26 protein-coding genes, 1 tRNA gene, 1 other RNA gene and 1 pseudogene are annotated in these 24560 nt (G+C 70.9%); 13 read left to right on the top strand and 16 right to left on the bottom strand.

Annotated elements, in window-relative coordinates:
- Positions 1-49: 49 nt before the first annotated feature.
- An RNA gene (gene ffs / locus D1369_RS21395) (signal recognition particle sRNA small type) lies at positions 50-148 on the bottom strand.
- A 72-nt stretch (positions 149-220) separates the two neighbouring features.
- Between ffs and D1369_RS21390 the strand changes: the two genes are divergently transcribed.
- Positions 221-308: transfer RNA gene (locus D1369_RS21390), tRNA-Ser, on the top strand.
- Between the two features lie 62 nt (positions 309-370).
- Here the strand turns inward: D1369_RS21390 and D1369_RS21385 are convergent.
- From D1369_RS21385 to D1369_RS21370, 4 genes and pseudogenes are all read right to left on the bottom strand, one after another.
- Positions 371-1198, bottom strand: a pseudogene (locus tag D1369_RS21385) (site-specific integrase); the annotation flags it as partial.
- A gap of 24 nt (positions 1199-1222) precedes the next feature.
- Entirely contained in the window at positions 1223-1945 is a 723-nt protein-coding gene (locus tag D1369_RS21380; protein WP_007383101.1) for a hypothetical protein, read from the bottom strand.
- A gap of 88 nt (positions 1946-2033) precedes the next feature.
- Positions 2034-2339, bottom strand: coding sequence for a hypothetical protein (locus D1369_RS21375; protein WP_037900690.1), 306 nt, complete (start codon positions 2337-2339; stop codon positions 2034-2036).
- 232 nt (positions 2340-2571) lie between these two features.
- Positions 2572-3018: a hypothetical protein gene (locus tag D1369_RS21370; RefSeq protein WP_202477028.1), complete on the bottom strand. Its 447-nt coding sequence runs from the start codon at positions 3016-3018 to the stop codon at positions 2572-2574.
- Between the two features lie 776 nt (positions 3019-3794).
- Here D1369_RS21370 and D1369_RS21365 point away from each other — a divergent pair.
- On the top strand, positions 3795-4082 hold the full coding sequence (locus tag D1369_RS21365; RefSeq protein WP_007383104.1) for a trypco2 family protein: 288 nt from the start codon (positions 3795-3797) through the stop codon (positions 4080-4082).
- 22 nt (positions 4083-4104) lie between these two features.
- On the top strand, positions 4105-6666 hold the full coding sequence (locus D1369_RS21360; RefSeq protein WP_007383105.1) for a tetratricopeptide repeat protein: 2562 nt from the start codon (positions 4105-4107) through the stop codon (positions 6664-6666).
- 381 nt (positions 6667-7047) lie between these two features.
- On the opposite strand, the gene D1369_RS21355 is transcribed toward D1369_RS21360, so the two are convergent.
- The 4 genes from D1369_RS21355 to D1369_RS21335 all read right to left on the bottom strand — a co-directional run bounded on the left by D1369_RS21355 (position 7048) and on the right by D1369_RS21335 (position 9634).
- Positions 7048-7332: a type II toxin-antitoxin system RelE/ParE family toxin gene (locus D1369_RS21355; RefSeq protein WP_037903439.1), complete on the bottom strand. Its 285-nt coding sequence runs from the start codon at positions 7330-7332 to the stop codon at positions 7048-7050.
- Between the two features lie 4 nt (positions 7333-7336).
- On the bottom strand, positions 7337-7609 hold the full coding sequence (locus D1369_RS21350; RefSeq protein WP_037903441.1) for a type II toxin-antitoxin system Phd/YefM family antitoxin: 273 nt from the start codon (positions 7607-7609) through the stop codon (positions 7337-7339).
- Positions 7610-7831: 222 nt separating this feature from the next.
- A complete protein-coding gene (locus tag D1369_RS21345) occupies positions 7832-8611 on the bottom strand; it encodes a helix-turn-helix transcriptional regulator (RefSeq protein WP_240436086.1) in 780 nt (259 codons plus the stop codon).
- Positions 8612-8854: 243 nt separating this feature from the next.
- Positions 8855-9634 carry an SDR family oxidoreductase gene (locus D1369_RS21335; protein ID WP_007383109.1) on the bottom strand — a complete coding sequence of 260 codons (780 nt, stop codon included), beginning with the start codon at positions 9632-9634 and terminating at the stop codon, positions 8855-8857.
- A 31-nt stretch (positions 9635-9665) separates the two neighbouring features.
- Here D1369_RS21335 and D1369_RS21330 point away from each other — a divergent pair, with 31 nt between their 5' ends.
- Entirely contained in the window at positions 9666-10544 is an 879-nt protein-coding gene (locus D1369_RS21330; RefSeq protein ID WP_007383110.1) for a DUF72 domain-containing protein, read from the top strand.
- Here the strand turns inward: D1369_RS21330 and D1369_RS21325 are convergent.
- The 5 genes from D1369_RS21325 to D1369_RS21305 all read right to left on the bottom strand — a co-directional run bounded on the left by D1369_RS21325 (position 10510) and on the right by D1369_RS21305 (position 16622).
- Positions 10510-12384, bottom strand: a complete 1875-nt coding sequence (locus D1369_RS21325; RefSeq protein ID WP_007383111.1) for a copper resistance protein CopC — start codon at positions 12382-12384, stop codon at positions 10510-10512. The two genes, D1369_RS21330 and D1369_RS21325, sit on opposite strands and share 35 nt — an antisense overlap.
- A 123-nt stretch (positions 12385-12507) precedes the next feature.
- A complete protein-coding gene (locus D1369_RS21320) occupies positions 12508-13260 on the bottom strand; it encodes an SDR family NAD(P)-dependent oxidoreductase (protein ID WP_007383112.1) in 753 nt (250 codons plus the stop codon).
- Complete coding sequence (locus tag D1369_RS21315) at positions 13257-13724, bottom strand: cupin domain-containing protein (protein ID WP_007383113.1); 468 nt, start codon at positions 13722-13724, stop codon at positions 13257-13259. Before D1369_RS21315 ends, D1369_RS21320 begins: the two co-directional genes overlap by 4 nt.
- On the bottom strand, positions 13714-14325 hold the full coding sequence (locus tag D1369_RS21310) for a GNAT family N-acetyltransferase (protein ID WP_037900692.1): 612 nt from the start codon (positions 14323-14325) through the stop codon (positions 13714-13716). The genes D1369_RS21315 and D1369_RS21310 overlap by 11 nt, the downstream gene beginning before the upstream one ends.
- Before the next feature lie 8 nt (positions 14326-14333).
- Entirely contained in the window at positions 14334-16622 is a 2289-nt protein-coding gene (locus D1369_RS21305) for a penicillin acylase family protein (protein ID WP_118082572.1), read from the bottom strand.
- Positions 16623-16696: 74 nt separating this feature from the next.
- Between D1369_RS21305 and D1369_RS21300 the strand changes: the two genes are divergently transcribed.
- The 5 genes from D1369_RS21300 (at position 16697) to D1369_RS44550 (ending at position 19485) form a co-directional block, all read left to right on the top strand.
- On the top strand, positions 16697-17434 hold the full coding sequence (locus tag D1369_RS21300; RefSeq protein WP_007383116.1) for a siderophore-interacting protein: 738 nt from the start codon (positions 16697-16699) through the stop codon (positions 17432-17434).
- 33 nt (positions 17435-17467) lie between these two features.
- Positions 17468-18064 carry an HhH-GPD-type base excision DNA repair protein gene (locus tag D1369_RS21295; RefSeq protein ID WP_037903443.1) on the top strand — a complete coding sequence of 199 codons (597 nt, stop codon included), beginning with the start codon at positions 17468-17470 and terminating at the stop codon, positions 18062-18064.
- Between the two features lie 58 nt (positions 18065-18122).
- Positions 18123-18785: an HdeD family acid-resistance protein gene (locus tag D1369_RS21290; protein ID WP_007383118.1), complete on the top strand. Its 663-nt coding sequence runs from the start codon at positions 18123-18125 to the stop codon at positions 18783-18785.
- A 197-nt stretch (positions 18786-18982) separates the two neighbouring features.
- Complete coding sequence (locus D1369_RS21285; protein WP_205574486.1) at positions 18983-19303, top strand: hypothetical protein; 321 nt, start codon at positions 18983-18985, stop codon at positions 19301-19303.
- A 56-nt stretch (positions 19304-19359) separates the two neighbouring features.
- Positions 19360-19485, top strand: coding sequence for a hypothetical protein (locus tag D1369_RS44550; RefSeq protein WP_272920817.1), 126 nt, complete (start codon positions 19360-19362; stop codon positions 19483-19485).
- Positions 19486-19503: 18 nt separating this feature from the next.
- On the opposite strand, the gene D1369_RS21280 is transcribed toward D1369_RS44550, so the two are convergent.
- Positions 19504-21051, bottom strand: coding sequence for a helicase HerA-like domain-containing protein (locus D1369_RS21280; RefSeq protein WP_086023264.1), 1548 nt, complete (start codon positions 21049-21051; stop codon positions 19504-19506).
- A gap of 169 nt (positions 21052-21220) precedes the next feature.
- Here D1369_RS21280 and D1369_RS21275 point away from each other — a divergent pair, with 169 nt between their 5' ends.
- Positions 21221-21517 carry a type II toxin-antitoxin system VapB family antitoxin gene (locus D1369_RS21275; protein ID WP_003999914.1) on the top strand — a complete coding sequence of 99 codons (297 nt, stop codon included), beginning with the start codon at positions 21221-21223 and terminating at the stop codon, positions 21515-21517.
- A gap of 99 nt (positions 21518-21616) precedes the next feature.
- A complete protein-coding gene (locus D1369_RS21270; protein WP_106433504.1) occupies positions 21617-22255 on the top strand; it encodes a LytR C-terminal domain-containing protein in 639 nt (212 codons plus the stop codon).
- Positions 22256-22786: 531 nt separating this feature from the next.
- On the opposite strand, the gene upp is transcribed toward D1369_RS21270, so the two are convergent.
- Entirely contained in the window at positions 22787-23422 is a 636-nt protein-coding gene (gene upp, locus D1369_RS21265; RefSeq protein ID WP_031061692.1) for a uracil phosphoribosyltransferase, read from the bottom strand.
- A 96-nt stretch (positions 23423-23518) separates the two neighbouring features.
- Between upp and D1369_RS21260 the strand changes: the two genes are divergently transcribed.
- Positions 23519-23701, top strand: coding sequence for a hypothetical protein (locus D1369_RS21260; RefSeq protein WP_007383124.1), 183 nt, complete (start codon positions 23519-23521; stop codon positions 23699-23701).
- A gap of 291 nt (positions 23702-23992) precedes the next feature.
- Entirely contained in the window at positions 23993-24532 is a 540-nt protein-coding gene (locus D1369_RS21255) for a hypothetical protein (RefSeq protein WP_007383125.1), read from the top strand.
- The last annotated feature ends 28 nt before the right edge of the window (positions 24533-24560 follow it).

Raw genomic sequence — 24560 nt, 5'->3', positions numbered from 1 at the left:
TTATAGGCGCCCACTGACAACCCGACCCCGCGCGGGCCCCCGGCCCGGGAACGCGAACGCCCCCCACGCACCCGCCAGAGCCAACCTACCCTTGCTGCCTTCCGGCCCTGGGGGAGTTCAGTCAGATAGCGCCGCGTGAGGGGCTGCCCAAACAGTACCCGATGGCAGGGGGTGGGAACGAGTTCGCGAGCACTCCTCAACGTCTTGTATTGTTTGCCGCGGAGGATTCGCCTAGAGGCCTAGGGCGCACGCTTGGAAAGCGTGTTGGGGGCAACCCCTCACGAGTTCGAATCTCGTATCCTCCGCCAGTGCCTCACCGGGCACGATGTCGAAGGGCCCCACCGCGAGGTGGGGCCCTTCGTCGTTGCCCTCAGACCTCGTTGTCCTGGTTTTTGTCCACAGCGGGTGTTTCCGGGGTTCCCCAGATGGCTTCGGCGATCTTCCGAGCCACGTCCTTGAGCATGGCGTCCGGCACGTGGAGGTACCGGGCCCGCATGCTCGCGGACGTGCCCGGCTCCCACCCCATGATCTGACCAATGACGCGGTCCGGGACACCGAGCAGCATCAGCACGGTGGCGGCCGTGTGCCGGGCATCGTGCAGCCGCGCGTTCCGGACCCCCGCGTCTTCCAGCAGACACTTCCAGTCGTGATAGTCCGTGTTCGGGCTCAGCGGGCCACCGAGCGGCTTGGTGAACACATAGTCCGACTCGGTCCACAGGTCGCCGGCCGCCTTGCGCTCGCGCGCTTGCGTCTCGCGGTGTGCACGGAGCATGGCGACCAGCGGGCCGGGCAGGGGCACGGCGCGGCGGCCGGCGCGCGACTTGGTGTTCTTGGTCTCACGTCGCACCTGCACCTGGGCCGGGCAATACCCCGCCTTCCGGCCGCATGGCGAGGCTTCCGGGCATCCGTGCTCGTACCGGGGGCGCAGCCGGTTTCGGCGCAGCTTCAGGTACTCGTTGTCCAGGTCGACGTCAGACCAGCGCAGCCCCAGCGTCTCGCCCTGTCGCAGTCCGAGCGCGAGGGCGAGCATCCAGCGGTCACTGTTCCGACGCTTGTTGGCTTCGAATAACAGGCACTGCACCTCTTCCACGGAGTAGGGCTCAACCTCAGATTCGTCCTCTTCCATCCGTGGCGGCTTGGCCAGTGCGGCGGCGTTCTTCGCCGCGTAGCCGCGCCGGACCGCCTCCCCCAGCGAGCTGGAGGGCGGTGCGCAGGTGGTTGCTCACGCTGCCACCCCCAGCGTCTGGGAAGCGAGGAAGGCCCGGTCGATCCACTCCGTGTAGGCGGGTGGCAGGGCCTCGCGCAGACGGAGGTGATCGGTGGACCAGTCGATGCCCTTCACGTCCCGGATCTCCTGCACGGTGGCCTTGCCGCCACCGTTGCCGTACGCGGCCACGTATGGGCCCTCGCGGTAGACGCCGTGCCGGTGACCACGTACGTAGCCTCGGTGCTTGGGGTGCGCGGGCTGTGATGTGGTCCAGCCTCCGAGTTCGAAGTAGCGGTGCATGAGTACCGCGAGCCCGAACTGTTCACCGCACAGGCGGATGTCCTTGCGGACCGCGGAGCCCGGCACGTTCTCCATTACGAACGGCTGGCCGGTGGCTTCCAGGGCGGCCCGGGTCGGGGCGACCCACGCCTCCCCGCCCTGCCAGGGAGAAGGCGCCCCCGCCAAGGGCACCAGCAAGGCCCGCAACAAGGCGATCGGGATGAAGTCGTACTCGTGGCCGTGGGCCCGGATGTACTCGATGGCGTCGCCCTGGTGGAAGGCGTCGCCGCAATAGTCCGGCTGCGCCTGGATGTCGACGCCGGTGATGTGGCAGTTGCCGAACGCGCGCCGGTAGCCCTTGGCGGCGCCACCGATGCAGCAGTAGGCATCGAGCACCCGAACGGGTTCGGTCTGAGCGAGTAAGGCGCGGACTCGCCGGATGTCGGTGGGTTGGGTCATGCTGGATGTCTCCAGTTCCTTGATGGTGACTGGCGGACAAGGGCGGCCCCGGTTCTTTGCCGAGACGTGGGGGCCGCCCTTGGCGTAGCTACTTCTTCGAAAAGACCTTGAGCGTGATGCCGCCGGCGCCGACCGGTCCGGCCGCCCCAGCGATGACGGTGGCGGTGTGGGCGGCGACGTCCATGAGCCAGCACAGGGCGGCGACCATGCCCCAGGTGCCGAGCGCTGCGGCGCCCGCGATCGCGAACGGGATGAGCAGTCGCTGCCAGGGGAAGGCCGCGGTGGTGTTGTCCTGGATGACGAAGACGACCGGCTGTCCGGTCGCCTGCGCGCGCTGGTAGGCGTCGGCGGGGATGTGCGGGGCCATGTGACCGGGCGAGGTGTGCTGGCTCATTTCTGCTCCTTCGGGGTATGTCACTGGACTGCACTGCCGGGGGAACCGGCCCGTGCGGTGGTTAGTGTGCTTTTGTCGTGTTGCTTGTCGGCTCTCTTGTCGTGCGGCTTGTCGTCTGGCTTGTCGCTTGTCTTGTCTTGTCGCTTGTCGCCTCGCAGGTCACAAGTGGTTTCCGAGCCTCCAGGGCCCGACAGGCGGCCTGTGGTGCAGCGCGGACGACAAGCGCAAGCGATCAGTTGCCGGACCAGTAGGACTGGTGGACATAGCGGGCCTTGGTGCCCTCACCGACGCGTACGGCGGTGCCGTCCTGCATCCACGTTTTCAGCCAGCCGACGACTGTCTGGCGGGTTGTGCCGTAGGCGTCGGCGAGCGCGCGGGCGATCGCGGATGCTCCGGTGCCTGCGGGGCCGGCGGCGAGCAGCGCGGCGAGTGCGGCCTGTTGCGCGGGGCTGTCCTGCTCGCCCCGCAGCGCCGACAGGTTCAACCCGCCTCCGGCGGGCGGCGGGGTGTCGCCGCCCGGAGCGTTCGGGTCGGGTGCGGTGGCGAACCGGGCATCGATCTCCTCGCGGAATCGGCGCGCCAGCTCCTCCTCCGGCAACTCCGGCCGCGGGCTCAGAGCAGACAGCCGCAGTCCCGGTCCCGCCCCGTCCGTCAGCACGTCGTCGGCGTCATCCGACACGACCTGGTCCCGCATCCACGCGGTGCGCTCGGCATCCCAGCGGCGCGTGTAGCCGGGGCCCGCGGCCTTGACCGAGACGTCGTCCAGGAGCGGGTGCCGGCCGGAGGTGGCGGCGATGATGTCCCGGATACACCGCGACTGGCAGCCCTGTGGGCCATGTGTGCGCCAATGGGCCTGCCGTGCAGACCGAACACGGTGTCGGCACTGGTCGAGAACACATCCGCCCCCGAACCGCAATGGTCTTGAAAACCGCTGCGGTTGGGGCCCCTACCAGGACCTCGTCGTGCTCCGCGTACTGCCAACCACGAGTGAGCGAGTTCGGTGTGAGGGCGCGTAGCGCCCGGCTCTCCGCACCGCTTGAGGATCGGACATAAGAGGGTCGCAGACGCTGATTCCCCCCCCAGATGTCCCCCAGCGGTATCGGGGTCAAGGAAACTCACAGGTCACACGAGGTCGATGGAGCCCGCAGCAAGGCTGCCGATGGGACTCCCTTCATACGGTCCTGGACGCTGGTGCCCCGGGGTGACCCCGGCGTGTCGATGCTTTGTCGATGGTGCTGGCCGTGGGCGGGACGTCCAGCTGTCTTCCGCGAGATCCTCTTGAAAGCCGTTACGTCACCAACACCCGCCTGTATACATGGAGTCAGTTCTCAACAGGTTGGTCGGAAATACGGACTTGACCGCAGTGCACGGACGGGCTGGGCAACCTCAACGCAGCCCGACACGCGCGGGGTAGCCCGAGGGAGCACTGTCGGTGGTGCGGAGGAGGCAGCGGGCATGGAGATTGGACTGGCGGATGCCGTTGCGGCGCTGCGTGATGAGCTGCTGGAGGCGGCCGCGCGTGGTGTCGGGCAGGACGTGGAGTTCAAGGTCGGCGCGGTAGAGCTGGAGTTCGCCGTGGAGTTGCGCAAGAGCGCGGAGGCCAAGGCCGGCTTTAAGGCGTGGGTGGTGAGCGCGGAGGCACAGGGGGCGGTGGAACAGGGGCGGACGCACCGGGTCACGATCTCGCTGCAGCCGCGGCAACGGGGCGGGGGCGACTGGACGGTGGGGCGAACTCGGGGCTGAACCGGCTGACGGGGAGCGGGGCGTGGATGAGCGGCGGGTGGTGTGTGTGGTCGGGCCCGCCTTGGGGTCTGGCTATGTGATCGGGCCGCGGTTGGTGCTGGCCTCCGCGCACTGCACCCCCGGCGTGGGTGACGAGGTCGCGGTGCAGTTGCCGACGCACGAGCCGCCGGGTGAGTTCCGGGCGGAGGTCGTCTGGCGCGGCACCCCGGAGAAGGCCGACGACGCAGCGCTGCTGTACATCACGGACGAGGCCTGGGCGCCGGTCAACGGCGCGCCACTTCGCTGGGGTCGGCTGGCCACCCACATCCCGGGCGTTGCCTGCGAGAGCTGGGGATATCCACAGATGGTGCAGCGGACGGGCAGCCCGGAGCTGTCCTGGCATCCGGCCGGCAGGCTGACAGCCGCCCCGCGCGCGGGCGGCGAGCGCTATGTGATGCAGGTCGAGGGCCAGCCGCCGGAGCAGCTGGAGGACGACGCCTCACCCTGGGGCGGGATTTCCGGGGCCGCGCTGTTTTGCGGCGACCTGTTGACGGGCGTCCTTGCCGTCGCGCCCAGGGGCTGGCGTCATGGCCAGCTGGAAGCGGTGCCGGCGCATGTGCTGCTGGCCGATCCGGAGTTCCGTCAGGTCCTGCAGGAAAGCGGGTACGGCTCGGTTCCTCGGTTGGAACCGGTGGAATGGCAGCACCTGACCGAGTCGGCCTATACCGGGCCAGCCAAGTCGCCGGCGGCGCTGCTGCGTGCCGACCGGCAGGTCGTAACCTTCCACGGCCGCCACGAGCTGCTGCAGGAGCTGGACGACTGGTGTGCCCAGGTCGGCTTCGACGCCAGATTGATCACGGGACCGGCCGGGCAGGGCAAGACCCGCCTGGCGTATGAGCTGACCGCACGGCTGGAGGCCGCCGGGCGGACGACACTATGGCTGCGGAGCACCGCCGACGGCGGCGACATCGCGGCCCTCAAAGACGCCATGGTTCCGTTGTTGCTGGTGGTGGACTATGCCGAGACCCGAACCGAGCAGCTGACGCACGTGTGGGAGGCCGCCGCGCGCCACGACGGGAGAGAAGCGTTCAAGGTGCTTCTGCTGGCACGTACCGCCGGCGACTGGTGGGAGGACCTGCAGACCAGCGGACTGGCGCAGGAACTGCTGGGCGCGACGATCACCACCCCGCTCGCCGCGCTCCAGCCCGATCCCAAGCAGTGGGCGGAGACCTACCGCCAGGCGGTGGCCGCCTTCGCCGGACACCTGCCGCGAGTCGTCGGCCAGGAGCGGTCCGACTGGCGGGCGCTGGCTTCCCGGTTGCCCGCCCCCGCCGCACGTCCGGGACTGGGCCATGCCCTGACCTTGCAGATGCTTGCGCTCGCCGATCTCCTTGACGCAGCCGATCCCGTCATCGCCGGTCAGTCCGCCGCCATGCTCGCCCCTTCGGTGGAAGACCGCCTGCTCGCGCACGAGTGCAGCTACTGGCAGCGCAGTGCCACCGCCCCGGGCATGCCGCGGCTGGACAGCCTCAAAGACGTCCTGGCCGCGGTCTTCCTGGCCGGAGCCGATGACCGCGAGCAGGCCAATGCGCTGCTGTGCCGCGTCATCGGCACCGCCGACCCGGACCGGATCAACGCCACCCGGACCTGGATCGCCGGCCTGTATCCCGGGAGCGGTGAGCTGCCGTTCGGCAGCCTGCAACCAGATCGCCTGGCCGAACAACACGTCGGACGGCGCCTGCAAAAGAACGCTGCCCTGGCCACGACGATCCTTCCTGGCGCCACCCACGCCCAGCTCGCCCAGCTGGTGGCCGTCTACGCCCGTACCACCAGCCATCGCACCTTCCAGTCACTCGGTACGGCACTCACCGCGCTATGCGTATCGAACCCGGATGTCCTGGCGAACGAGGCTATGCAGGCCATCCCTCAGACCGAGAATCCCCAGCCGCTGCTGGCCGCACTGCACACCATCGCGGAATCCCCGGATACCTCCTCCGAACTTGTGGAGCATCTGTGTGCCAGCCTGCCTGAAATCAGTCACCGCCTCGCCGAGCTGTCGGTCCAGCTCACCAGCCGACTCGTCGATCACCAACGCGCTCGGGTAGCCGCCGATACAGCGCAGCTCCCCGACCTCGCTTCGAGCCTGAACAACCTCGCCAATCGGCTTGGGGACGTCGGTCGGCATGAGGACGGTTTGACCGCCATCGAAGAAGCCGTCAGCATCCGCCGCACCTTGGCGGAGGCTCGCCCGGACGCGTTTCTCCCCAACCTCGCCATGAGCCTGAACAACCTCGCCATTCGGCTTGGGGACCTCGGTCGGCGCGAGGACGGTTTGACCGCCATCGAAGAAGCCGTTGCTGCCTACCGCACCTTGGCGGAGGCTCGCCCGGACGCGTTTCTCCCCAACCTCGCCATGAGCCTGAACAACCTCGCCGTTCAGCTTGGGGACCTCGGTCAGCGCGAGGACGGTTTGACCGCCATCGAAGAAGCCGTCAGGATCCGCCGCACCCTTGCCATGTCCCGACCCGATGTGTACGGACCAAAGCTAGAGCATTCCCTGCAGGTTATGGCATGGCTGAAGTCGCGCTCCGGGGACAGCGGCTGAGTCCGAGATCCGTCCCCAGGCCTCCCACGCGAATGGATGTGCCAGGAATTGCTGCAGGTGACGCGAGGCCGGAGTAGCCCGATGCAAATCTGCTGGCTCAGTCTTATCTGCAAGCCACTCGTTGTCCTGTTCTTTGTCCAGTGCATTGACGACCGCCACCGTTCATCGCCGTACGCTCGCCCCGCCTGACCTGCCGTGTGAACCCCCACCAACGCCTGCGTACGGTCGTGCGGATAGTTGGAAAGCGTGTTGGGGGCAACCCCTCACGAGTTTGAATCTCGTATCCTCCGCCAGTGCCTCACCGGGCACGATGTCGAAGGGCCCCACCGTTCGCGGTGGGGCCCTTCGTCGTGCGTAGTTGCAGCCCGCACCGCGGAGGGCCTACGGAACTTGGCGGTAGACGTCGCGACGGTTGCCGACGGCCACCAGGACCCACACGATCAGCTGGCCGTCCTCAACGGTGTAGACAACGCGGTAGTCGCCGACCCTGAGTCGCCAGCGGGCGCTGTGCCCCTGGAGGGCCTTGATGTCGAACGAGGCGGTGTCGCCGGCGTCCAGCGCCTTCTGGAGTTCGGCGAGGCGATACAGAATGCGCCGGGCATCCGGGCGCGGGACCTTGAGCATGTTCCGCTGGGCGTGCGGTGTGAAGCGCGTGACGTACCCCATCAGGTCAGCGCTGATCGGCACGCAGCATGCGGGCCATCTCTTCGAGCGAGACCGACCCCTCCGACTCGGCTTCGTCGGCCAGCCGGTTGAGCCACGCCTCCTCGGCGTTCTCCACGATCTCACGCAGGCGCTGGTACTCCTGGATGTCGATCACGACGGCCTCCTGCTTACCACGCCGAGTGATGATCGTCGGGGTTCCCTCCCGCCGGGCGCGATCAATGACGTCAGCGAGGTGACTGCGGACATCCGCCATGGATTCGATGACCGGTTCACTCATGTCATGAATGTAACAGATGTACATGAGCGGCCTAACGCTGGCCGGCCACGGCGACATCGATCTCCGCGGCCGTCTCATCTGCCTTTCAGTGATGAGGTGGTGGCCAGGCCGAGGGGCGTCCGACAGCACCCCACACAGAGCTTCGCGAGATACCGATCACCGAGATCACCGAGGTCCAGGAAGCTCTCACCGAGCAGACGAGGTGTTGCGGGCGATGAGAACTCACGCTCCCAGCGCCCGTGCCAGCAGCATCACGCGGTTGTTCGTCGATGTCTTGGTGAAGATCGACTTGAGGTGGTCCTGGACGGTGTGGGCGGAGAGGGACATGCGGTGGGCCACCGTGTGGCTGTCGCCGCCGTTCGCCAGGTGGTGCAGTACGTCCGCCTCGCGGGGGCTCAGGGCGAAGGATCTAGCGAACAGCGTGAGCCGTTCCGCAGGCGAGGCATCCTCAACGGTGACGGCGATGCCGTGCCGGCGCTCCGAAGGCAGCACCCCGTCGATGCGGGCCGCGCTCAGGGTCAGCCACAGGCCGTCCGCGAGGTGGACCCGGGAGCGCGGCGGGTGGGTGTCGGCGCCCGCCTCGACCGCCAGCAGCTGGGCGGCGACGTCGTACACGCAGGCGTGCCCCGCCGGGCGGCCGCACCCTGGCGGCACCAGGCGGCTCAGACACGCCGAGGTCGCCGGGGTCTGGGCGAGCACCCGCAGGTCACGGTCGAGCAGCAGGGCCAGCGGGCCCGGCAGCCGCGCGTGGGGCGGCCGTACGACGAAGGTCTGTGCCCGGCTGCGACGCAGCGCCGTCGTCACCGGGGCGGTCAGGCGGCCCAGGCAGGCCGTCTCGGCGGCGCTGAAGGGGCGGTCGCACCGGTACAGGTCGAGGTGGCCCCAGCAGCCGAAGCGGTCCTTGAAGACCAGGGAGGCGATGTCCCGGATGCCGTGGTCGCGCAGCAGCTCGCGCCACAGGCGGCTGTCGGCGGGGTCGGAGAGTTCGCTCAGCAGGGCCACGCCGTCTCGTACAGCGACGAGGCACCCCCGGCGAACTCGACCGGTCCGTGCGAGGCGCGCTTCCCGGTCGGCACGACCGTCACCTTCACCGCCACACCCGACCCGGGCTCCGGCCTCAACGCCGGACCCGATCCGGCCTCCCTGACCGTACGGTCCGGCTACAACGCGGTGTGGGCCATGTTCTGCCCGACGGACGGTCTGTGCTCCGCCGGATGACACCCGGGCCCCGAGGACCCGCCCGGCTCAGTGCACCGACAACCCCCCGTCCACAAAGACCGACTGCCCCGTGACATACGCCGACGCCCCGCTCGCCAGGAAGACCGCGGCGCCCGCGAAGTCCTCGGGGAGGCCGTTGCGGCCGGTCATGGTGCGGGCGGCCAGGGTCGCGACCTGGTCCGGGTCGTCGGCGAGGCGGGAGTTGAGGGGGGTCAGGACGAAGCCGGGGACGAGGGTGTTGCAGGTGACGCCGTATGGGGACCACGCCTCGGCCTGGGAGCGGGCCAGGGACTCCAGGCCGCCCTTGGAGACGCCGTAGGCGCCGCTCTGGACGAAGGCGCGGTGGGCCTGCTGGGACGTGATGTGGATGATCCGGCCGAAACCGCGCTCGGCCATACCGGGGCCGAAACGCTGGCCCAGGAGGTAGGGGGCCTCCAGGTTGACGGCCATGGTGGTGTCCCACACGTCGTCGGTGAGCTCGGTCATCGGTGGACGCAGGTTGATGCCCGCGGAGTTGACCAGGATGTCCGGCTCGCCGAACAGGGCGGCGGCCGCCTCTGCCGCCGTACGGACCCCCTCCCTGGTGCTCAAGTCACCGCTCACCCAGGCCGCCCGGCAGCCGCCGGACCGCAACTCCTCGACCGCCGACGTCAGTTCGGGCTCCCTGCGGGCCACGATCACCACGCTCGCCCCCGCCCGCGCCAACGCCCCCGCGATCGCCCTGCCGATGCCCGAGCTCCCGCCGGTCACCAGCGCCACCCGGTCGTCCAGCGAGAAGAGTTGGGAGAGATACGCCTGGGAAGTCATGGCCGCACCTTAAGTCGGTACCCGGGCCCCCATGACCCGCATTCTCGTCGGCACGTGCTCCTGGACCGATCCCGCCCTCGTCCGCAGCGGCTGGTACCCGCCGGGCCGGCGGGACGCCGAGGGGCGGTTGCGGTACTTCGCCGAGCGGTTCCCGGTGGTGGAGGTGGACGGCACGTTCTACGCCCTGCCCAGCGAGCGCAACAGCCGTCTGTGGGTGGAGCGCACGCCCGCCGGGTTCGTCTTCGACGTGAAGGCGTACGCCCCGCTCACCGGGCATCCGGTGAAGCAGCCCGCCCTCGCGGACGTGCCGTTGGAGGAGGTGTGGGCGCGGTTCGCCGCCGGGGTCGAGCCGTTGCGGGAGGCCGGGCGGCTCGGTGGGGTGCTGTTCCAGTTCCCGCCGTGGCTGCGGCCGGGAGCGCGGGCGGAGCGGTTCCTGGAGGAGACCGCGGAACGGACCGCCGGATGGCCCGTCCACGTGGAGTTCCGGCATCCGTCCTGGTGGGAGGAGGGACAGCAGGACCTCACCCGCGCGCTGCTCGGCAAGTACGACTTCGCCGCCGTGGCCGTGGACATGCGCCAGGGGCTGCCCGCCTCCCTGCCGCCGGTCACCCCCGTCACCGCGCCCCGGCTGTCCGTCGTGCGCTTCCACGGGCGCAGCTCCTCCTGGGGCCGCGGCAGCAAGGAGGAGCGTTTCCGGTACGACTACCCGCGCGCCGAACTCGCCGAGTGGGTACCGCGGTTGCCCGCACTGGCCGAGCAGGTCGACGAACTCCACGTCCTGTTCAACAACTGCTGCGCAGCGGCCGCCGTGCACGCCGCCGAGACCATGGCGGACCTGCTGGACCCGCAGGACCCGCTCGACCCGCTCGACCCGCTCAGCCCACGATCCTCACCGTCTTCGTCACGCTGATCTGGTCGACGTCGGAGACCCTGATGGTCGCCTTCATCCGCCAGTCGCCCGCGAGGGGCAGGGTGAGGTCGTTCGTGCCCCAGTAGCCGCCCCTGTTCTTCAGCCCGGCGTCGATCGGGCCGATCTCCTTGGCCGGGAGGGTGAAGGACAACCGGAGTTCGGGGACGGTGGCGAGGCCTCCGTCGGCCGCGTAGACGATGGCCTGGACCGAGTTGTCGCCGGTGCGGCCCGGGTCGAGGGTGATCTGCACCTTGCCCGTGGCGCCGCCCACCGCGAAGGGGACGTCGGTCACGGACGCGGCGGGCAGTCCGCCCGTGGCCGGGCCCGCCTCGGCCGCCTCGGCCTGCGCCCGGCCGGGCAGCGTGCCGCTCAGCACGGTGCTCAGCACCAGGACCACGACCCCGACGGCCACTTCGGCGAGCACGGAACGGCGCAGGCCGTGCCGGTAGGCAGGTGCGGCGGTCGGACCGGGGGTGGCGGGCGCCGGTTCCGGGGCCGACGGCGGTCCACCCACCCGCTCCGGCACCTTCTCCCGTACGACCGCCTGCGACTCCCCCTCCGCCGCGACCGCCGCCGGCACCTTCCCCCGTACGGCCGCCTGCGACTCCCCCTCGGCCGCGACCGCCGCCGGCACCTTCTCCCGTACGACCACCTCCGACTCCCCCTCAGCCGCGACCCTCACCAGCCGTCCCGTCCACTGCCGCGACAGCCTCGCCGCCGCCAGCAGCAGTGTCACCGCGAGCAGCTTGAGGACGAGCAGATGGCCGTACGTCGTGCCGGTGACGGCGCCCCAGGAGCCGAGGCCGCGCCAGGACTGGTAGACGCCGGTGCCGACGAGGACGGTCACGGAGGCGAAGGCCAGCCGGGAGAAGCGGGCGAGGACGACGGCCGGGAGCTGCGCAGAGGCCCGGTACAGGGTGGTGAGCAGGGCCGCGAGGCCGCCCAGCCAGACCGACATCGCCAGCACGTGCAGCACCGCGGACGTCATCGCCACCGGCACCTGGATCCCGGCGGACGCGTGTTCGGCGGCGGCCCAGGTCAGCGCGAGGCCCACGGCGAGCGCACCGCCCGCCGCCTGCCACACGCGGGGCAGCCTCTCCTCGCCGAGCCGCAGCAGTCGTACGACGAAGAAGTACGCCACCAGCAGCAGTGCCAGGCGGACCAGGAGCGCCTCGCCGGGGCGGGTGGTCAGGGTGCGTTCGAATGCCCTCAGGGAGAACGCGGAGGCCGGGCCCGCCCCCGACTCGTACGGCGCCCGCAGCACCAGCAGGAACACCGTCGAACCGAGCAGGGTGCCCCAGCCGGCCCACAGCAGGCGGCGCAGCCGGGACGGATCCGGGGGGCGGCAGGCGGCGACGAAGACGGCGGTGCCGATGAGCAGGGCCGCGGCGAGGTAGGCCAGATAGCGGCCCATGTTGAACAGGCTCTCCGTGGCCGGGTTCTCGGTCGGGCCGGTGTCCGCGACCACGATGGCTGGGGAGGGTTTGCCGACGGAGAAGGTGAAGGCGCCGGACACCGGGTGGCTGTCGGCCGAGACCACCCGCCAGGCCACCGTGTAGGTGCCCTGGGCGAGCTTGGCGGGCAGCGAGACCCGAGCCGTCTCCGAGCCGCCCGCACCGTGTCCGGCGTCACCGGTCTTCAGGCGCTTGCCGTCCGGGTCCAGCACCCGGAAGGAGTCGTCGAGCAGGCCGACGGACTCGGTGAAGGTCAGGGTGATGTCCCGGGGGGCGGACTTGAGGACGGTGCCGTCCTCGGGGTCGGTGGCCCGGAGAGCCGCGTGGGCCGAGGCCGCTCCCGCACCGCCGAAGAGGAGCAGGACCAGCACGCTGCCCAGCAGCACCAGCCCTTGAAGTCCTCGCCTTCGCCGGCCTGCGCTGCTGCCTGCACGCTCACACCTCACGTCACTACTCCGTACCTGGGCTCGCGGTCTTCCCGACATGTACGGACGCGAACCCCCGAGCGCTCACCACGTCGGCCGGGCGGACACCCCGCCGTCCACCACCAGGTCGTGCCCGGTGACCCAGGACGCGAGCGGGGAGGCGAGGAACACGCACGCGTCGGCCACGTCCTCGGGCCGCCCGAGCCTGCCCAGCGGCGCCTTCCGCACCCACCGCTCCACCCCCTCCGGCCAGGCCGCCGCCAGCCCCTCCCGGTCGATCAGCCCGGGCGAGACCGTGTTCACACGGATGCCGTACGGACCGTACTCCAGGGCCGCCGCCCGCGCGTGCGCCACGATCGCGGCCTTGGAGGCGGAGTAGTGGGCGTGCTCGGGCGCGGGGTGGCCCGCCTCGACGGACGCGATGTGGGTCACGGACCCGCCCGGCCGCATGAGCTCCGCGGCCGCCTGGGTGCACGCGAAGACGCTGCCGAGGTTGGTGTCCACGACGGCCCGCCACTGCGCGGCCGTCATCCCGGGCAGCGGCTGGACGGGCTGCACGCCGGCGTTGTTGACCAGGGCGGTCAGCCCACCACCCCACGCGGCGGCCTCCCGGACCAGCTCCCGGCACGCGTCCTCGTCCCGCAGATCCGCTTCCAGTACGACGGCCCGGGCGCCCGAGTCCTCGATGCGGGAGGCCACTTCACGCGCCGCCGTCCCGGCCGTACGGCAATGGAGGGCGACCGCCGCGCCCTGCTCGGCGAACCGCAGCGCGATCCCCCGTCCGATGCCGCCGCCCGCGCCCGTGACCAGGGCGACCTGTCCGTCCAGGAGTCTCATGGACGGCACAGTCCCGCGATCCGGGCGGCCTCGGACGGGTAACGCGCCGTCAGTTCGGCCGCGCTGCCGTGCTCGTAGTCCTCGTAGGTGAAGCCGGGGGCCATCGTGCAGCCGAAGAAGGTCCAGGCGCCGAGGGTCGTGGCCCCCATCCAGGTGCCCGCCGGCACGGTCAGCTGGGGGTGCTGGCCGGCGCGTATGTCCGGGCCCAGGACGGCGGTGGCCGTCGTGCCGTCCGGGGCGAGGAGCAGCATCTCCAGCGGGTCGCCGAGGTAGTGGTGCCAGATCTCGTCGCTGGGCAGGCGGTGCAGGGCGGAGTAGTCGTCCGCGGTCAGGAGGGCGACGATCGCCGTGCCGTGCGGCCTTCCGTCGGCACGCTCGGCTCCGGCCCAGGTCTGCCGGAACAGTCCGCCCTCGCGGGGGATCGGTACCAGGTTGTAGTGGGCGACGAGGTCGTCAGGCGTCACCCGGGAAGGCTACCTCCCTTGTCAGGAAGGCCAGTTGGGCGTGCTTCTCGGGCAGGTGCACGTCCGGGAGGTCGATCTCCGGCAGCACGACCGCGTCTCCGGCCACGAAGCCCTGCTTCAGGAAGCGGGCGACGGCCTTCTCGTTGCGCACGTCGGGGTCGACCACGACCCGCCGTTTGTCCAGGCCCAGCAGCACGTACGAGGCCACGGCGGACAGCAGCGCCGACGACCAGCCGGGACGGCCGCCGTGCGGTCCGGGGGGTGGGAGCAGCAGGTGGATGCCGATGTCACCGGGTTCGACGGGGTAGCACTCGCTGACGCGGTCGGCCTCCGGCTCGTAGGTCTGCAGGAGTCCGGCCGGTTCGCCGTCCTTCTCCAGCAGATAGGCGTGGTGGGTGTCGAGGGTGTCCAAGTGGGCGTAGATCGCGGCCACTTGCTCTTGGCTGAGGCCGTTCATGCCCCAGAACGCGGCGCGTTCCTCACGCACCCAGGCATGCACGGTCGGGGCGTCGGCGTGCGGGTCGAGACGCAGGATGCGGACGGTGCCGTAGCCGTCCACCGTCTGGGTGTGGACCGCTTCACGGGTGGGGGTGTCGGACATCGGTCTCCTCAGTCTTCCTTCGTCATCTGCTGCAGGTCGGTGACGACCGGGACGAGATCTCCCCTGAGCCACAGGGGCAGTTGGTCGCGGTGATGGGGTGAGCCGGGCGTGCCGGAGGCGCCCAGCGGGACCACCCAGAGGCTGTCCTCGCGGCGGGCCAGGTCCCAGACGTAACGGGCGGCCGGGCCACGCGCGGCGAGGTCGGTGAGTCCGGGCAGGGCGGAGGTGCACAGGACGCAGTCGTGGTCGCCGTCGAGGGCGGGGGCGAGGGCGGGGGCGTCCGGCTCGCTCTCGGGAAGCGCCCGCCAGGGGGTGAGGCGGTGCGTGTCGCCCCAGACGCCCCGCGGCGGCTCGGCGGCCACGTCTTCCAGGGCCTCGCGCACGGCTTCGGCCCGGTCGATGCTGTACAACTCCTCGGCGCGCAGCAGGTGTTCGAGTGCGAAGGCGATCCGGGGGACGAGGCCGAGCCAGGGGAGGAGGACGTCGGGGTAGGCGGGCGGGTCGGCCAGGGCCGCGAACGCGGGGTGGGCGGCGAGCCGTCGTACGACCGCGCTGCGCACGGCGGCGTACAGGGCGGCTTCCGTGCTGCTCGCGGTCATACGGCGATCCCAGTGGAGGATCGTTTCCCTGATGATCGTGGCCTCGGGGCTCAAGCGTGCGTCGTCCAGGGCCGCGAGGTGATCCAACAGGGGCTGCGCCGAGGCGAGATGGGTGTCCATGTGGATCAAGGGCATGTCGGCGGCCGACCAGTGCTCCTTCTCCTTCAACAGGGCGGTGATGCGGTTCGCCCGGTGGGGCGGGGCGAACTCGACGCCGAGCGGGGTGGCGGGGCCTCGCTGGTTGGCCATCACGGCGATGCCGTCGGTGAGACCGGCGCGGGGAGTGTCGTGCCATTCCCGCCAGTCGTGCCCGGGCTCCCAGGCCGGGACGGGCCGCAGCCGGTTGGCCTGCGCGCGCACGGGGACCCGGCCGGCGACCCGGTGCAGCAGTCCGCCCTCGTTGTCGGCGGCCTGGACGACGTTCACGGGCTCGGCCCACAGGTCGAAGGCACGGTCCACGTCGGCGGTGCGACGGGCGCGGAGGAGGGGGAGCAGGGCACTGAAGCCGAGGTCCTCGGTGACTCGGGGCGGGTAGCGGAGGGAGAGGGCGACGGGGGTGGCGGCCGGGGGAGCGGCTGCCCCTGCCGGGCCGGGGGTGGCGGCCGGGGAAGCGGCTACCCGTCCCGGACCGGGAGGGACGGCCGGGGAAGCGGCTGCCCCTGCCAGACCAGGGGCGGCGGCCGGGGAAGCGGCTGCCCCTGCCGGGCCGGGGGTGGTGAGGGGTGCGGGGCGGGAGGCATCCGTGGTCGGGGGCTCCTCCAGTACTCCTCCCCCCTCCAGCCCCTCCGGGCCCCCTGCGATCACCGGGCCCCGGTCCGTCTCGATCACCTCGATCTCGACCGGAGTCTCGCCCGCCACCTCGACGGTCTCGGTGTGGCGGGCGGCGCGCTGCCAGGTGCCGTCCGGGCCGAGGGCCTCCACACCGGCCCCCGTTCGGCGCAGGCGCTCGCGGTAGAGGTCCTGGTAGTCGGCCATGGCGTTGGTGATGGACCAGGCGACCGTGCCGGTGTGGCCGAAGTGGGCGATGCCGGGGACGCCGGGTACGGCGAGACCGATGACGTCGAACTCGGGGCAGACCAGGTGGATCTGCTGGTAGACGCCCGGGTCCTCGATGAAGCGGTGGGGGTCGCCCGCGAGGACGGCCTGGCCGGTGGTGGTGCGGGCGCCGGCGACCAGCCAGCCGTTGCTTCCGGAGGTGCCCGGGCCGTCGGCGGCGAAGAGACCGACCGCGTCCGGGCCCAGGTGCCGTATCGCCTCGTCCCGCCAGAGCTTGGCGGGGAAGCCGGCGAAGAGGATGTGCGTGGCGAGCCAGACGCCGAGCGGGGTCCAGGGCTCCCAGCGTCCGGGGGCGAGCCCGACGCGGGCGAACTCGGGGGCGGAGGCGGACGGCAGTTCCTCGTTCACGCCGTCGACGTACGCTCGCACCCACTCGGCGGTCTCCGGGTCCCGTCTCTCCAGCGCCCCGAAGCAGCGTCTCGCCGTGTCGTCCAGGCGGGCCCGTCTCGCGAGGGTGTCCCAGGACAGGGCCCCGGCACCGAGGAAGGCGGCCGAGGTGCCCTGCGCGCGGTGCCGTTCGACCTCCAGCTGCCAGGCACGGTCGCGCGCGGTGACCCGGCCCTGGGCGCGGGCGAGTTCCCGCGCGCTGCCCGCGCGGAGGTGGGGGATCCCCCAGGCGTCGCGGTGGATCTCGATGCTCACCCTCGAACCCGCCTTCCCTTAAGTTAGGCTTACCTAAGTAATTTCGATGATCCTACGCGAAGGGCGACAAGACCATGGGGCAGGGGCACGGCTGGGAGGGAGCGGTCCTGCGACTGCTGCGCGCGAAGGACTTCGTGTTCACCGTGACCGGCGCCGAGGACGTCACCGACGCGTACCGGCGGGTGCATCTCACCGACGGCGGGATGCTGGCGGTCACCGGCATCCATCCGACGATGTGGGTGCGCCTGTGGTTCGCCGCCGCGGGTAAGCCGCACCAACGCGCGTACACCCTGGTCGACCCGGACCCCGAGGCGGGCACCTTCACCCTGGAGTTCGCGCTGCACGACGGAATCGCCAGCGACTGGGCCCGCACCGCGAAGCCCGGTGACACCGTCGAGGCCACCGTCCACGGCACCGGCTTCGACCGCCCCGACCCCGAGCCCACCCACGTGTTCGCCTTCGGCGACCCGGCCTCCCTGCCCGCCCTCAACTCCCTCCTCGCCGCCCTGGACTCCTCCCCCGCGACCGTCTGGTTCGAGGGCGGCGACGAGGGCCTCCCCTTCCGCACCGATCCGTCCCGCCACGAGGTCCGCCGGGTGCTCCGCCTCGACTCCGGGGCGCACCTGGTCGCCCAGGCGAAGGCGGACCTGCCCGGCCTGCTGAAGAACCATCCGGACGCGTACGTCTGGATCGCCTGCGACACGGCGACGACCCGGACCCTGTCGTCGTACGTCCGCAAGGAGCTCGGCGTGCCGAAGCAGCGGGTGCACGCGCTCGGCTACTGGCGGGACCTGCCCGCCGGCTCCCGGTAGAGGCGCGCGGCCGGCGGGGGCATGATCGGGGACATGGACGTCACCCTTCACCTCGCCCAGGACCCCGAGGCCGACGAGCTGCTCGGCCGCTCCCCGCTCGCCGCGCTGGTCGGGATGCTGCTGGACCAGCAGGTACCGATGGAGTGGGCGTTCAAGGGCCCCCGCACCATCGCGGACCGCCTCGGCGCGAGCGACCTCGACGCGCACGACATCGCCGCGCAGGACCCGGATGCCTTCGCCGCGCTGCTCTCCGAGAAGCCCGCCGTGCACCGCTACCCCGGTTCGATGGCCAAGCGGATCCAGCAGCTGTGCCAGTACCTCGTCGAGCACTACGACGGTGAGGCCGAGCTGGTCTGGAAGGGCGTGGACGACGGCCGCGAGCTTCTGCGCCGCCTGGAGGAACTGCCGGGCTTCGGCAAGCAGAAGGCACAGATCTTCCTGGCACTGCTGGGCAAACAGCTCGGCGTCCGACCGAAGGGCTGGCAGGAGGCCGCGGGCGCCTACGGCGAGCCGAAGTCCTTCCGGTCCGTCGCCGACATCACCGGCCCCGAGTCGCTGACCAAGGTCCGCGCGCACAAACAGGAGATGAAGGCGGCGGCGAAGGCGGCCAAAGCAGCCGGAAAGTCCTAGTCAGCCGGGTGGCCCGCCCCGGGTGGCCACGCAGCGCACCGAGGTCCCAGCATGGACCATGACCGAGTTCGATGACCGTTTCGAGGACCATTTCGACGACCGCAAGGTCCACGCAGGCCACCCGCCGGGCACCTCGGCACACGCCCCCGAACCGCCCTTCGAAGGCCCTCTGCACACCCTCGCGAAGGCCGCCTGGCAGGTCGTCCTGCTCACCGGTGTCGCCTCCCTGATCCTGGGCGTCCTGGTCCTGGTCTGGCCCGGCGCCTCCCTCCTCGCGGCCGGGGTGCTCTTCGGCGTCTACCTCCTGATCAGCGGTGTCTTCCAGCTGGTCGCGGCCTTCGGCACGCACAAGACGACCGCCCTGCGCGTCCTCGCCTTCGTCAGCGGCACCCTGTCGATCCTGCTGGGCCTGTTCTGTCTGCGCGGCCCCATGCGGTCGATCCTGCTGCTCGCCCTGTGGATCGGCATCGGCTGGCTGATCCGGGGCATCACCCAGGCCCTGGCCGCCGCGTCCGACCGCTCCATGCCGGCCCGCGGCTGGCAGCTCCTCCTGGGGGCGCTCACCTTCGTCGCCGGGATCGTGCTGATCGACTCCCCCTTCGAGTCGGTCGCCGTCCTCACCCTGGTCGGCGGCATCTGGCTGGTCGTCGTCGGAGTCGTGGAGATCGTCACCGCCCTCAGCATCCGCGCCCGAGCCCGCCAGGTGCCGCGCACGGTGTGACCCCGCCGTGACCCGCACAACGAGCCACCCCCGGACGACGACCGCCAGGCACCACCCCCGAAACTCCCCAGCCACCGCCACACCGCCCCGGACACCAGACCACCACCGCCCCCGCCGTCCCCGTTGCTTTGCTGCGGCCGGGTGAATTGCGGGGCCGAAGTGATGAAGCGCGCGTGCCGGAGGGGGAGACGACCTGTGTGAGTTCCGTACGACATGCCCCCTGCAGCCGTGGCTGGCTGCGGGTGCTCGTGCTGCTGCTCGCGCTGCTGGTTCCCGGGGCACCTGTGCAGGCGCATGCGATGCCGCCCGTCCCGGCCGGGGAGTTCGTCGAGTACGACGTCCTCGACACGGCCCTGCGGCCACCGGCTCGGGCCGTCCACCGGACGGTCGTACCTCTGCGCCCTGCTCCGCGACCGGAGACGTGTCCCGGCGTGCCGGCGGACCGTCGTCCGCTCCCGGCGTCCCCGCGACCGCCGTCCGTATGGCCCGCCCTGCGCTCTGTGGTCCTGCGCTGCTGACAGAGCCCGCCCCCCATGCCTGCTCAGCACTCACGACTCACGCGAGGAACACCGCCATGCCCGTCGACCCGTACGCGGTCCTGCGCGCCCTGCTGCGCGCGGAGGCCGCACGCAGTGCGCCGAAACCGCAGAGCTCGAACAAGCACAAGCAGCCGCCGCCACGAGAGGAGAAGCAGGGCTGATCCTCCGGAGGAGGCGGGCTACCGCCTCCTCCGGGCCCGGGCCGTACCGAAGATCGAACGGGTGATCTCACGCCCGATCTGCGTACCCACCGACCGCGCGAGCGACTTGAACATCCCGCTGCCGACGACCTGTTCGACGACGGAGGGATCCTCCTCATGCGACCGGCGCTGGGCCTTCATCTCGTCCGGGCCCTTGGCGCCCCGGGAGTCGAGCTTCTCGTACGCCGACTCCCTGTCCACAGCCTGTGCGTAACGCCCGTACAGCGAGGAGGACCTGACCGCCGAGTCCAGCGCACCGGCGTCGACGGGCCCCATCAGGGACTCGGGAGCGCGCAGACGGGTCGCGGCGACGGGCGTCGGAGCCCCCTTCTCGCTCAGCACGGTCACCACGGCCTCCCCCGTTCCCAGGCCGGTGAGCAGTTCCTCCAGGTCGTACGCGGAGTTGGGAAAGGTCTTCACGGTCGCCTTCAACGCCTTCTGGTCGTCCGGCGTGAAGGCCCGCAGCGCGTGCTGGACCCGGTTGCCGAGCTGGGCGAGGACATCGGCGGGTACGTCCTTCGCGGTCTGCGTGACGAAGAAGACGCCGATCCCTTTCGAGCGAATCAGCCGGACGGTCTGCGTGAGGGAGTCGAGGAACGCCTTCGAGGCCCCGTTGAAGAGCAGATGCGCCTCGTCGAAGAAGAAGACGAGCTTCGGCCGGTCGACGTCCCCGACCTCCGGCAGATCGTGGAAGAGATCGGCGAGCAGCCACATGAGGAAGGTCGAGAAGAGCCGCGGCCGGTCCTGCACGGCGGCCAGCTCCAGGACGGACACCAGACCACGCCCGTCCTCCGCGGTCCGCAGCAGCTCGGCGGTGTCGAACTCCGGCTCCCCGAAGAAGTCGGCCATGCCCTCCGCCTCGAAGGCGGTGAGAGAGCGCAGGATCACTCCCGCCGTGGCCGTGCTCAGCCCGCCGATGCCCTTCAACTCACCCTTGCCCTCGTCGGAGGTGAGAAAGGCGACGACGGCCCGCAGGTCCTTGAGGTCGACCAGTTCCAGCCCCTTCTGGTCGGCGTAGTGGAAGATCAGGCCGAGGGACTGCTCCTGGGTCTGGTTGAGCTGGAGCACCTTGGACAGGAGGAGCGGCCCGAAGCTGGTGACGGTGGCCCGGACAGGGATGCCGTGCCCGATGCCGCCGAGGGCGTAGAACTCCGCGGGAAAGCCGGTGGCCTCCCACTGCTGGTACACCTCCGCGGCCCTGGCCTGCACCTTCTCGTTCCGCGCACCCGGCTCGGCAATCCCCGACACATCGCCCTTGATGTCGGCGAGAAAGACGGGGACCCCCTGCGCCGACAACTGCTCGGCGATGAGCTGGAGCGTCTTGGTCTTACCGGTGCCGGTGGCGCCGGCGACGAGCCCGTGCCGGTTGAGCATCGGCAGGGGGATCCTGACCTGCGCGTCCGGGAGGCAGACGCCGTCCCACAGCAGCGCGCCGAGATCGAGCGCGGGCCCGGTGAAGGCGTAACCGGCGGCGATCTCCAGAGCCTGCCGGGGCAGCGCGGCGGGGCCGGACTGTGCCTCCGGCATGGACCGGTCGGCGGTTGCCGCGGCGGCCGCCGTCACGCCCTCCGGCGGGGTCTTTCGCTCGCTCATACCAAACCCCTGCTCCCGTTTGGACCCTTTTGAGGCTTTTTTCAAGCGTCGCACTCGCTCGCCATGGCTGCGCCCGGAAGGTCTTGACCGGTAGGCTTTCCGTGTGATCTTCAAGCGCATCGGAAACGGCCGGCCGTACCCCGACCACGGCCGGGAAAGCACCCGGCAGTGGGCGGACGTCGCACCGCGCCCGGTCCGCCTCGATCAGCTGGTGACGACCAAGGGCCAACTCGACCTGGAGACCCTGCTCGCCGAGGACTCGACGTTCTACGGCGACCTGTTCGCGCACGTCGTGAAATGGCAGGGCGACCTGTACCTGGAGGACGGCCTCCACCGCGCGGTGCGGGCGGCGCTCCAGCAGCGGCAGGTTCTGCACGCGCGCGTGCTCGAGCTGGACTGAGTGACCGTGCTGTAAAGGTTTGACCCTTTCGGGTTCTCCTGCGCGGCGGCCAATGATCATCTAGTAGGCATTGCCGCCCGGGCGCACTACGCTGCGCCCATGAGCATGCTGACGCCCCCCGGCATGGGCGGTAAGTACCGGATCACGGGCGACAAGTACCCCCGGATGCGTCGGCCCCGGCGGCGCGGCAGGCTCGTGGTCGGCGTGGTGGCCTCCGTCGCCGCGCTGAGCCTCGTCGGCTGGGGCACGCTCCAGCTCATCGACGTGTTCACCGGCGGCGGCGACCGGGCCTCCGCGGCCGGCTCCAAGACGAACTGCCCGACGAAGGCCGGCGCGTCCCCCTCCGTCTCCGCGGCACCTCTCCCCAAGCCTGGCCAGATCACCGTCAACGTCCTGAACGCCACGGCGCGCGGCGGACTCGCCAAGAAGACGGCGGACGAGCTGAAGAAGCGGGGCTTCAAGATCGGCGACGTGGGCAACGCGACGGCGACCTACGACAAGAAGGTCAAGGGCACGGGGGTACTGCTCGGCCCGTCGTCCGCCCTCAAGACCTCCCTGCCGGTCCTGAGCACGCAGCTCGCCTCCGCGGAGACCCGCACGGACACCCGCAAGGGCACCGAGCTCGACCTGATCATCGGCAACGGCTTCAAGAGCCTGAACCCCAAGGCGGCAGCCGACAAGGCACTGACCGCGCTGAGCGCCCCGAAGCCGACGACCTCGAAGAAGAGCTGCGGGTAGCTGCGCTGGGCTTGGGCGGGGCGCCCAGGAGGGTGCCGGGTCAGGTTGTCGGGCGGGTGCGGGCCCGTGGGGGCTGGTCGCGCAGTTCCCCGCGGTTCCGCTGCGCTGGGCTTGAGCGGGGCGCCTACGAGGGTGCCGGGTTCGGTTGTGGGGCGAGTGCGGACCGGTGGGGGCTGGTCGCGCAGTTCCCCGCGCCCCTAGGGGGTTGCAGTTACCTGCGCCACGATGGACCGTTCGCCGGACCGCGCGCCCCGGCGGGCCGTTGGCCGCGTACGGCGGGAAGGGGACGGGGTGGGGGGTGTCCGCCCGCAGCGGCCGGCGTCCGTTACCGAGCACTGCTCAAGCAGCAGAACCGCCGGACCGAGGACGGACACCCCCCACCCCGGCCCCGACCCACAACACACCCGCACGCGCTACACCCGCCCCCACCGGGGCCGCACAGGCCGCCGCAGGCATCCAGGGGCGCGGGGAACTGCGCAACAACGCCCACCCCCACCGAACCCGCACCCAACCAACGACGACGACAACGAACTACTCCGCCGCCCCATACAGCCGGTCGCCCGCATCCCCCAGCCCCGGGACGATGTAGCCATGCTCATTGAGGTGGTCGTCGACCGCAGCAGTGACCACCGTCACCGGCGTACCCGCCAACTCGCGCTCCATGATCTCCACGCCTTCCGGCGCGGCCAGCAGCACCACCGCCGTCACATCGTCCGCACCCCGCTTGATCAGCTCACGGATCGCCGCCACCAGCGTGCCACCGGTCGCGAGCATCGGGTCGAGGACGTACACCTGGCGCCCCGAGAGATCCTCCGGCATCCGCGCCGCGTACGTCGTGGCCTGGAGCGTCTCCTCGTTGCGGATCATGCCGAGGAACCCCACCTCGGCGGTCGGCAGCAGACGGACCATGCCGTCCAGCATGCCGAGCCCGGCCCGCAGGATCGGCACCACCAGGGGGCGCGGGTAGGAGAGCTTCACGCCGGTCGTGGCGGCGACCGGGGTGCGGATGTCGACCGCCTCGGTCCGCACGTCGCGGGTGGCCTCGTAGGCGAGCAGGGTGACCAGCTCGTCGGCGAGGCGGCGGAAGGTCGCGGAGTCGGTGCGCTGGTCGCGCAACGCGGTGAGCTTGTGGGCGACCAGAGGGTGGTCGACGACGTGGAGACGCATGTCCACAACAGTAGCCGGGACCATCGAACCCCTCGCGCTGGCGTCAAACCGCCCGACGGGGGGAACGTGGGAGGGACGGACTGGGGTGATGAACCGATGCCTGACCTGCCTGAGCACGAACCGTCGTCACAGGAGACCGACGCCGAACGCCGTCGCCGTCGTGCGCAGTTCCTGCGCGATCTCGCGGAGGCCCGAGAACTGCGCGACCGGGTGCAGCCGCGCCGCGCGAAGGTGGCCCGGCTGCGCCACGCGATGCGCATGCGGACCTTCCGTTGGTAAGCAAGATCACGTAACTCGACCCGCCCTGAACAGGTGGCCGTGCGTGGGCCCTTGGGAAAGCCGCGTACGATCCCGCTCGTGGCAACGACGAGTGCGCTGGTGAGTCCTTCACCGACGTGCCGACGCGCGTGCGATCAAAACCACCGGACACAGGGTGCCGAAGACGTCCCCTGAACGCCTTGTTTCTGCCACGATTCCGAGTGGGTGGGGCTCGGAGCCGAGCTCTCCCCACCTGAACCTCCGCCGGGGGGACCCCCGACCGGCACACCTATGACCAGTGGGAGAGTCACGGTGTACTTCGCCGCACTGCTCGCGCGCACCGAAGACGGGTGGGAAGCGAGCGACACAGAGCTCCTCGACAATGTGGAGACGCTGTCGGATCTGGCCGACCTCGCCCGGGAAGCCGCGGCCGAGGACGACACGGTGCTCGTGCTGATCGAGCAGGAGGACGCCTGGTTCGGCGTCGTCCGCATCGACGGCGAGGAAGACCCTCGTATCTACGTCTCGGACGCCGCCGCCGCTGCCCGCAGCTCGTACGGCGAGATCCTGCTCACCGACGAACTGCTCGGAAGGGATCCCGCCGACGACCCCGACCTCGACGCCCTCGACCTCGACGGCACCGAGGACGGGGAGGACGAGGAAGAGGACGACGACGTCACCGCCGAGGCGGTCGGCTCCGGGGAGGCCGTGCCGCACGGCCCGGTCGGTGACCCCCAGGTCCTCGACGACCTGGGCGTCAGCGTGAAGGAGCTGAAGGCCCTGTCGGAGGACGCCCTCACCGCGATCGCCGAGGCCCTGGGCGCCTCGGAGGTCCTGGAGACCGTCCGCTGACCGCGGGGACCGGGCACGAGGACGTCCC

The sequence above is a fragment of the Streptomyces sp. CC0208 genome (genome assembly GCF_003443735.1).
GTDB lineage: Bacteria > Actinomycetota > Actinomycetes > Streptomycetales > Streptomycetaceae > Streptomyces > Streptomyces sviceus.
Note: the sequence above shows the minus strand (reverse complement) of the source record. Positions and strands in the feature narration are given on the sequence as shown.

Excerpts from the sequence above, each read along its gene's own strand:
- D1369_RS21300 (WP_007383116.1), top strand. The coding sequence starts at position 16,697 with ATGGGGCAGGGGCACGGCTGGGAGGGAGCGGTCCTGCGACTGCTGCGC.
- D1369_RS21290 (WP_007383118.1), top strand. The coding sequence starts at position 18,123 with ATGACCGAGTTCGATGACCGTTTCGAGGACCATTTCGACGACCGCAAG.
- D1369_RS21330 (WP_007383110.1), top strand. The coding sequence starts at position 9,666 with ATGACCCGCATTCTCGTCGGCACGTGCTCCTGGACCGATCCCGCCCTC.
- D1369_RS44550 (WP_272920817.1), top strand. The coding sequence starts at position 19,360 with ATGCCCGTCGACCCGTACGCGGTCCTGCGCGCCCTGCTGCGCGCGGAG.
- D1369_RS21350 (WP_037903441.1), bottom strand. The coding sequence starts at position 7,609 with ATGAGTGAACCGGTCATCGAATCCATGGCGGATGTCCGCAGTCACCTC.
- D1369_RS21355 (WP_037903439.1), bottom strand. The coding sequence starts at position 7,332 with ATGGGGTACGTCACGCGCTTCACACCGCACGCCCAGCGGAACATGCTC.
- D1369_RS21365 (WP_007383104.1), top strand. The coding sequence starts at position 3,795 with ATGGAGATTGGACTGGCGGATGCCGTTGCGGCGCTGCGTGATGAGCTG.
- D1369_RS21295 (WP_037903443.1), top strand. The coding sequence starts at position 17,468 with ATGGACGTCACCCTTCACCTCGCCCAGGACCCCGAGGCCGACGAGCTG.
- D1369_RS21320 (WP_007383112.1), bottom strand. The coding sequence starts at position 13,260 with ATGAGACTCCTGGACGGACAGGTCGCCCTGGTCACGGGCGCGGGCGGC.
- D1369_RS21380 (WP_007383101.1), bottom strand. The coding sequence starts at position 1,945 with ATGACCCAACCCACCGACATCCGGCGAGTCCGCGCCTTACTCGCTCAG.
- upp (WP_031061692.1), bottom strand. The coding sequence starts at position 23,422 with ATGCGTCTCCACGTCGTCGACCACCCTCTGGTCGCCCACAAGCTCACC.
- D1369_RS21270 (WP_106433504.1), top strand. The coding sequence starts at position 21,617 with ATGAGCATGCTGACGCCCCCCGGCATGGGCGGTAAGTACCGGATCACG.
- D1369_RS21375 (WP_037900690.1), bottom strand. The coding sequence starts at position 2,339 with ATGAGCCAGCACACCTCGCCCGGTCACATGGCCCCGCACATCCCCGCC.
- D1369_RS21335 (WP_007383109.1), bottom strand. The coding sequence starts at position 9,634 with ATGACTTCCCAGGCGTATCTCTCCCAACTCTTCTCGCTGGACGACCGG.
- D1369_RS21280 (WP_086023264.1), bottom strand. The coding sequence starts at position 21,051 with ATGCCGGAGGCACAGTCCGGCCCCGCCGCGCTGCCCCGGCAGGCTCTG.
- D1369_RS21260 (WP_007383124.1), top strand. The coding sequence starts at position 23,519 with ATGCCTGACCTGCCTGAGCACGAACCGTCGTCACAGGAGACCGACGCC.
- D1369_RS21310 (WP_037900692.1), bottom strand. The coding sequence starts at position 14,325 with ATGTCCGACACCCCCACCCGTGAAGCGGTCCACACCCAGACGGTGGAC.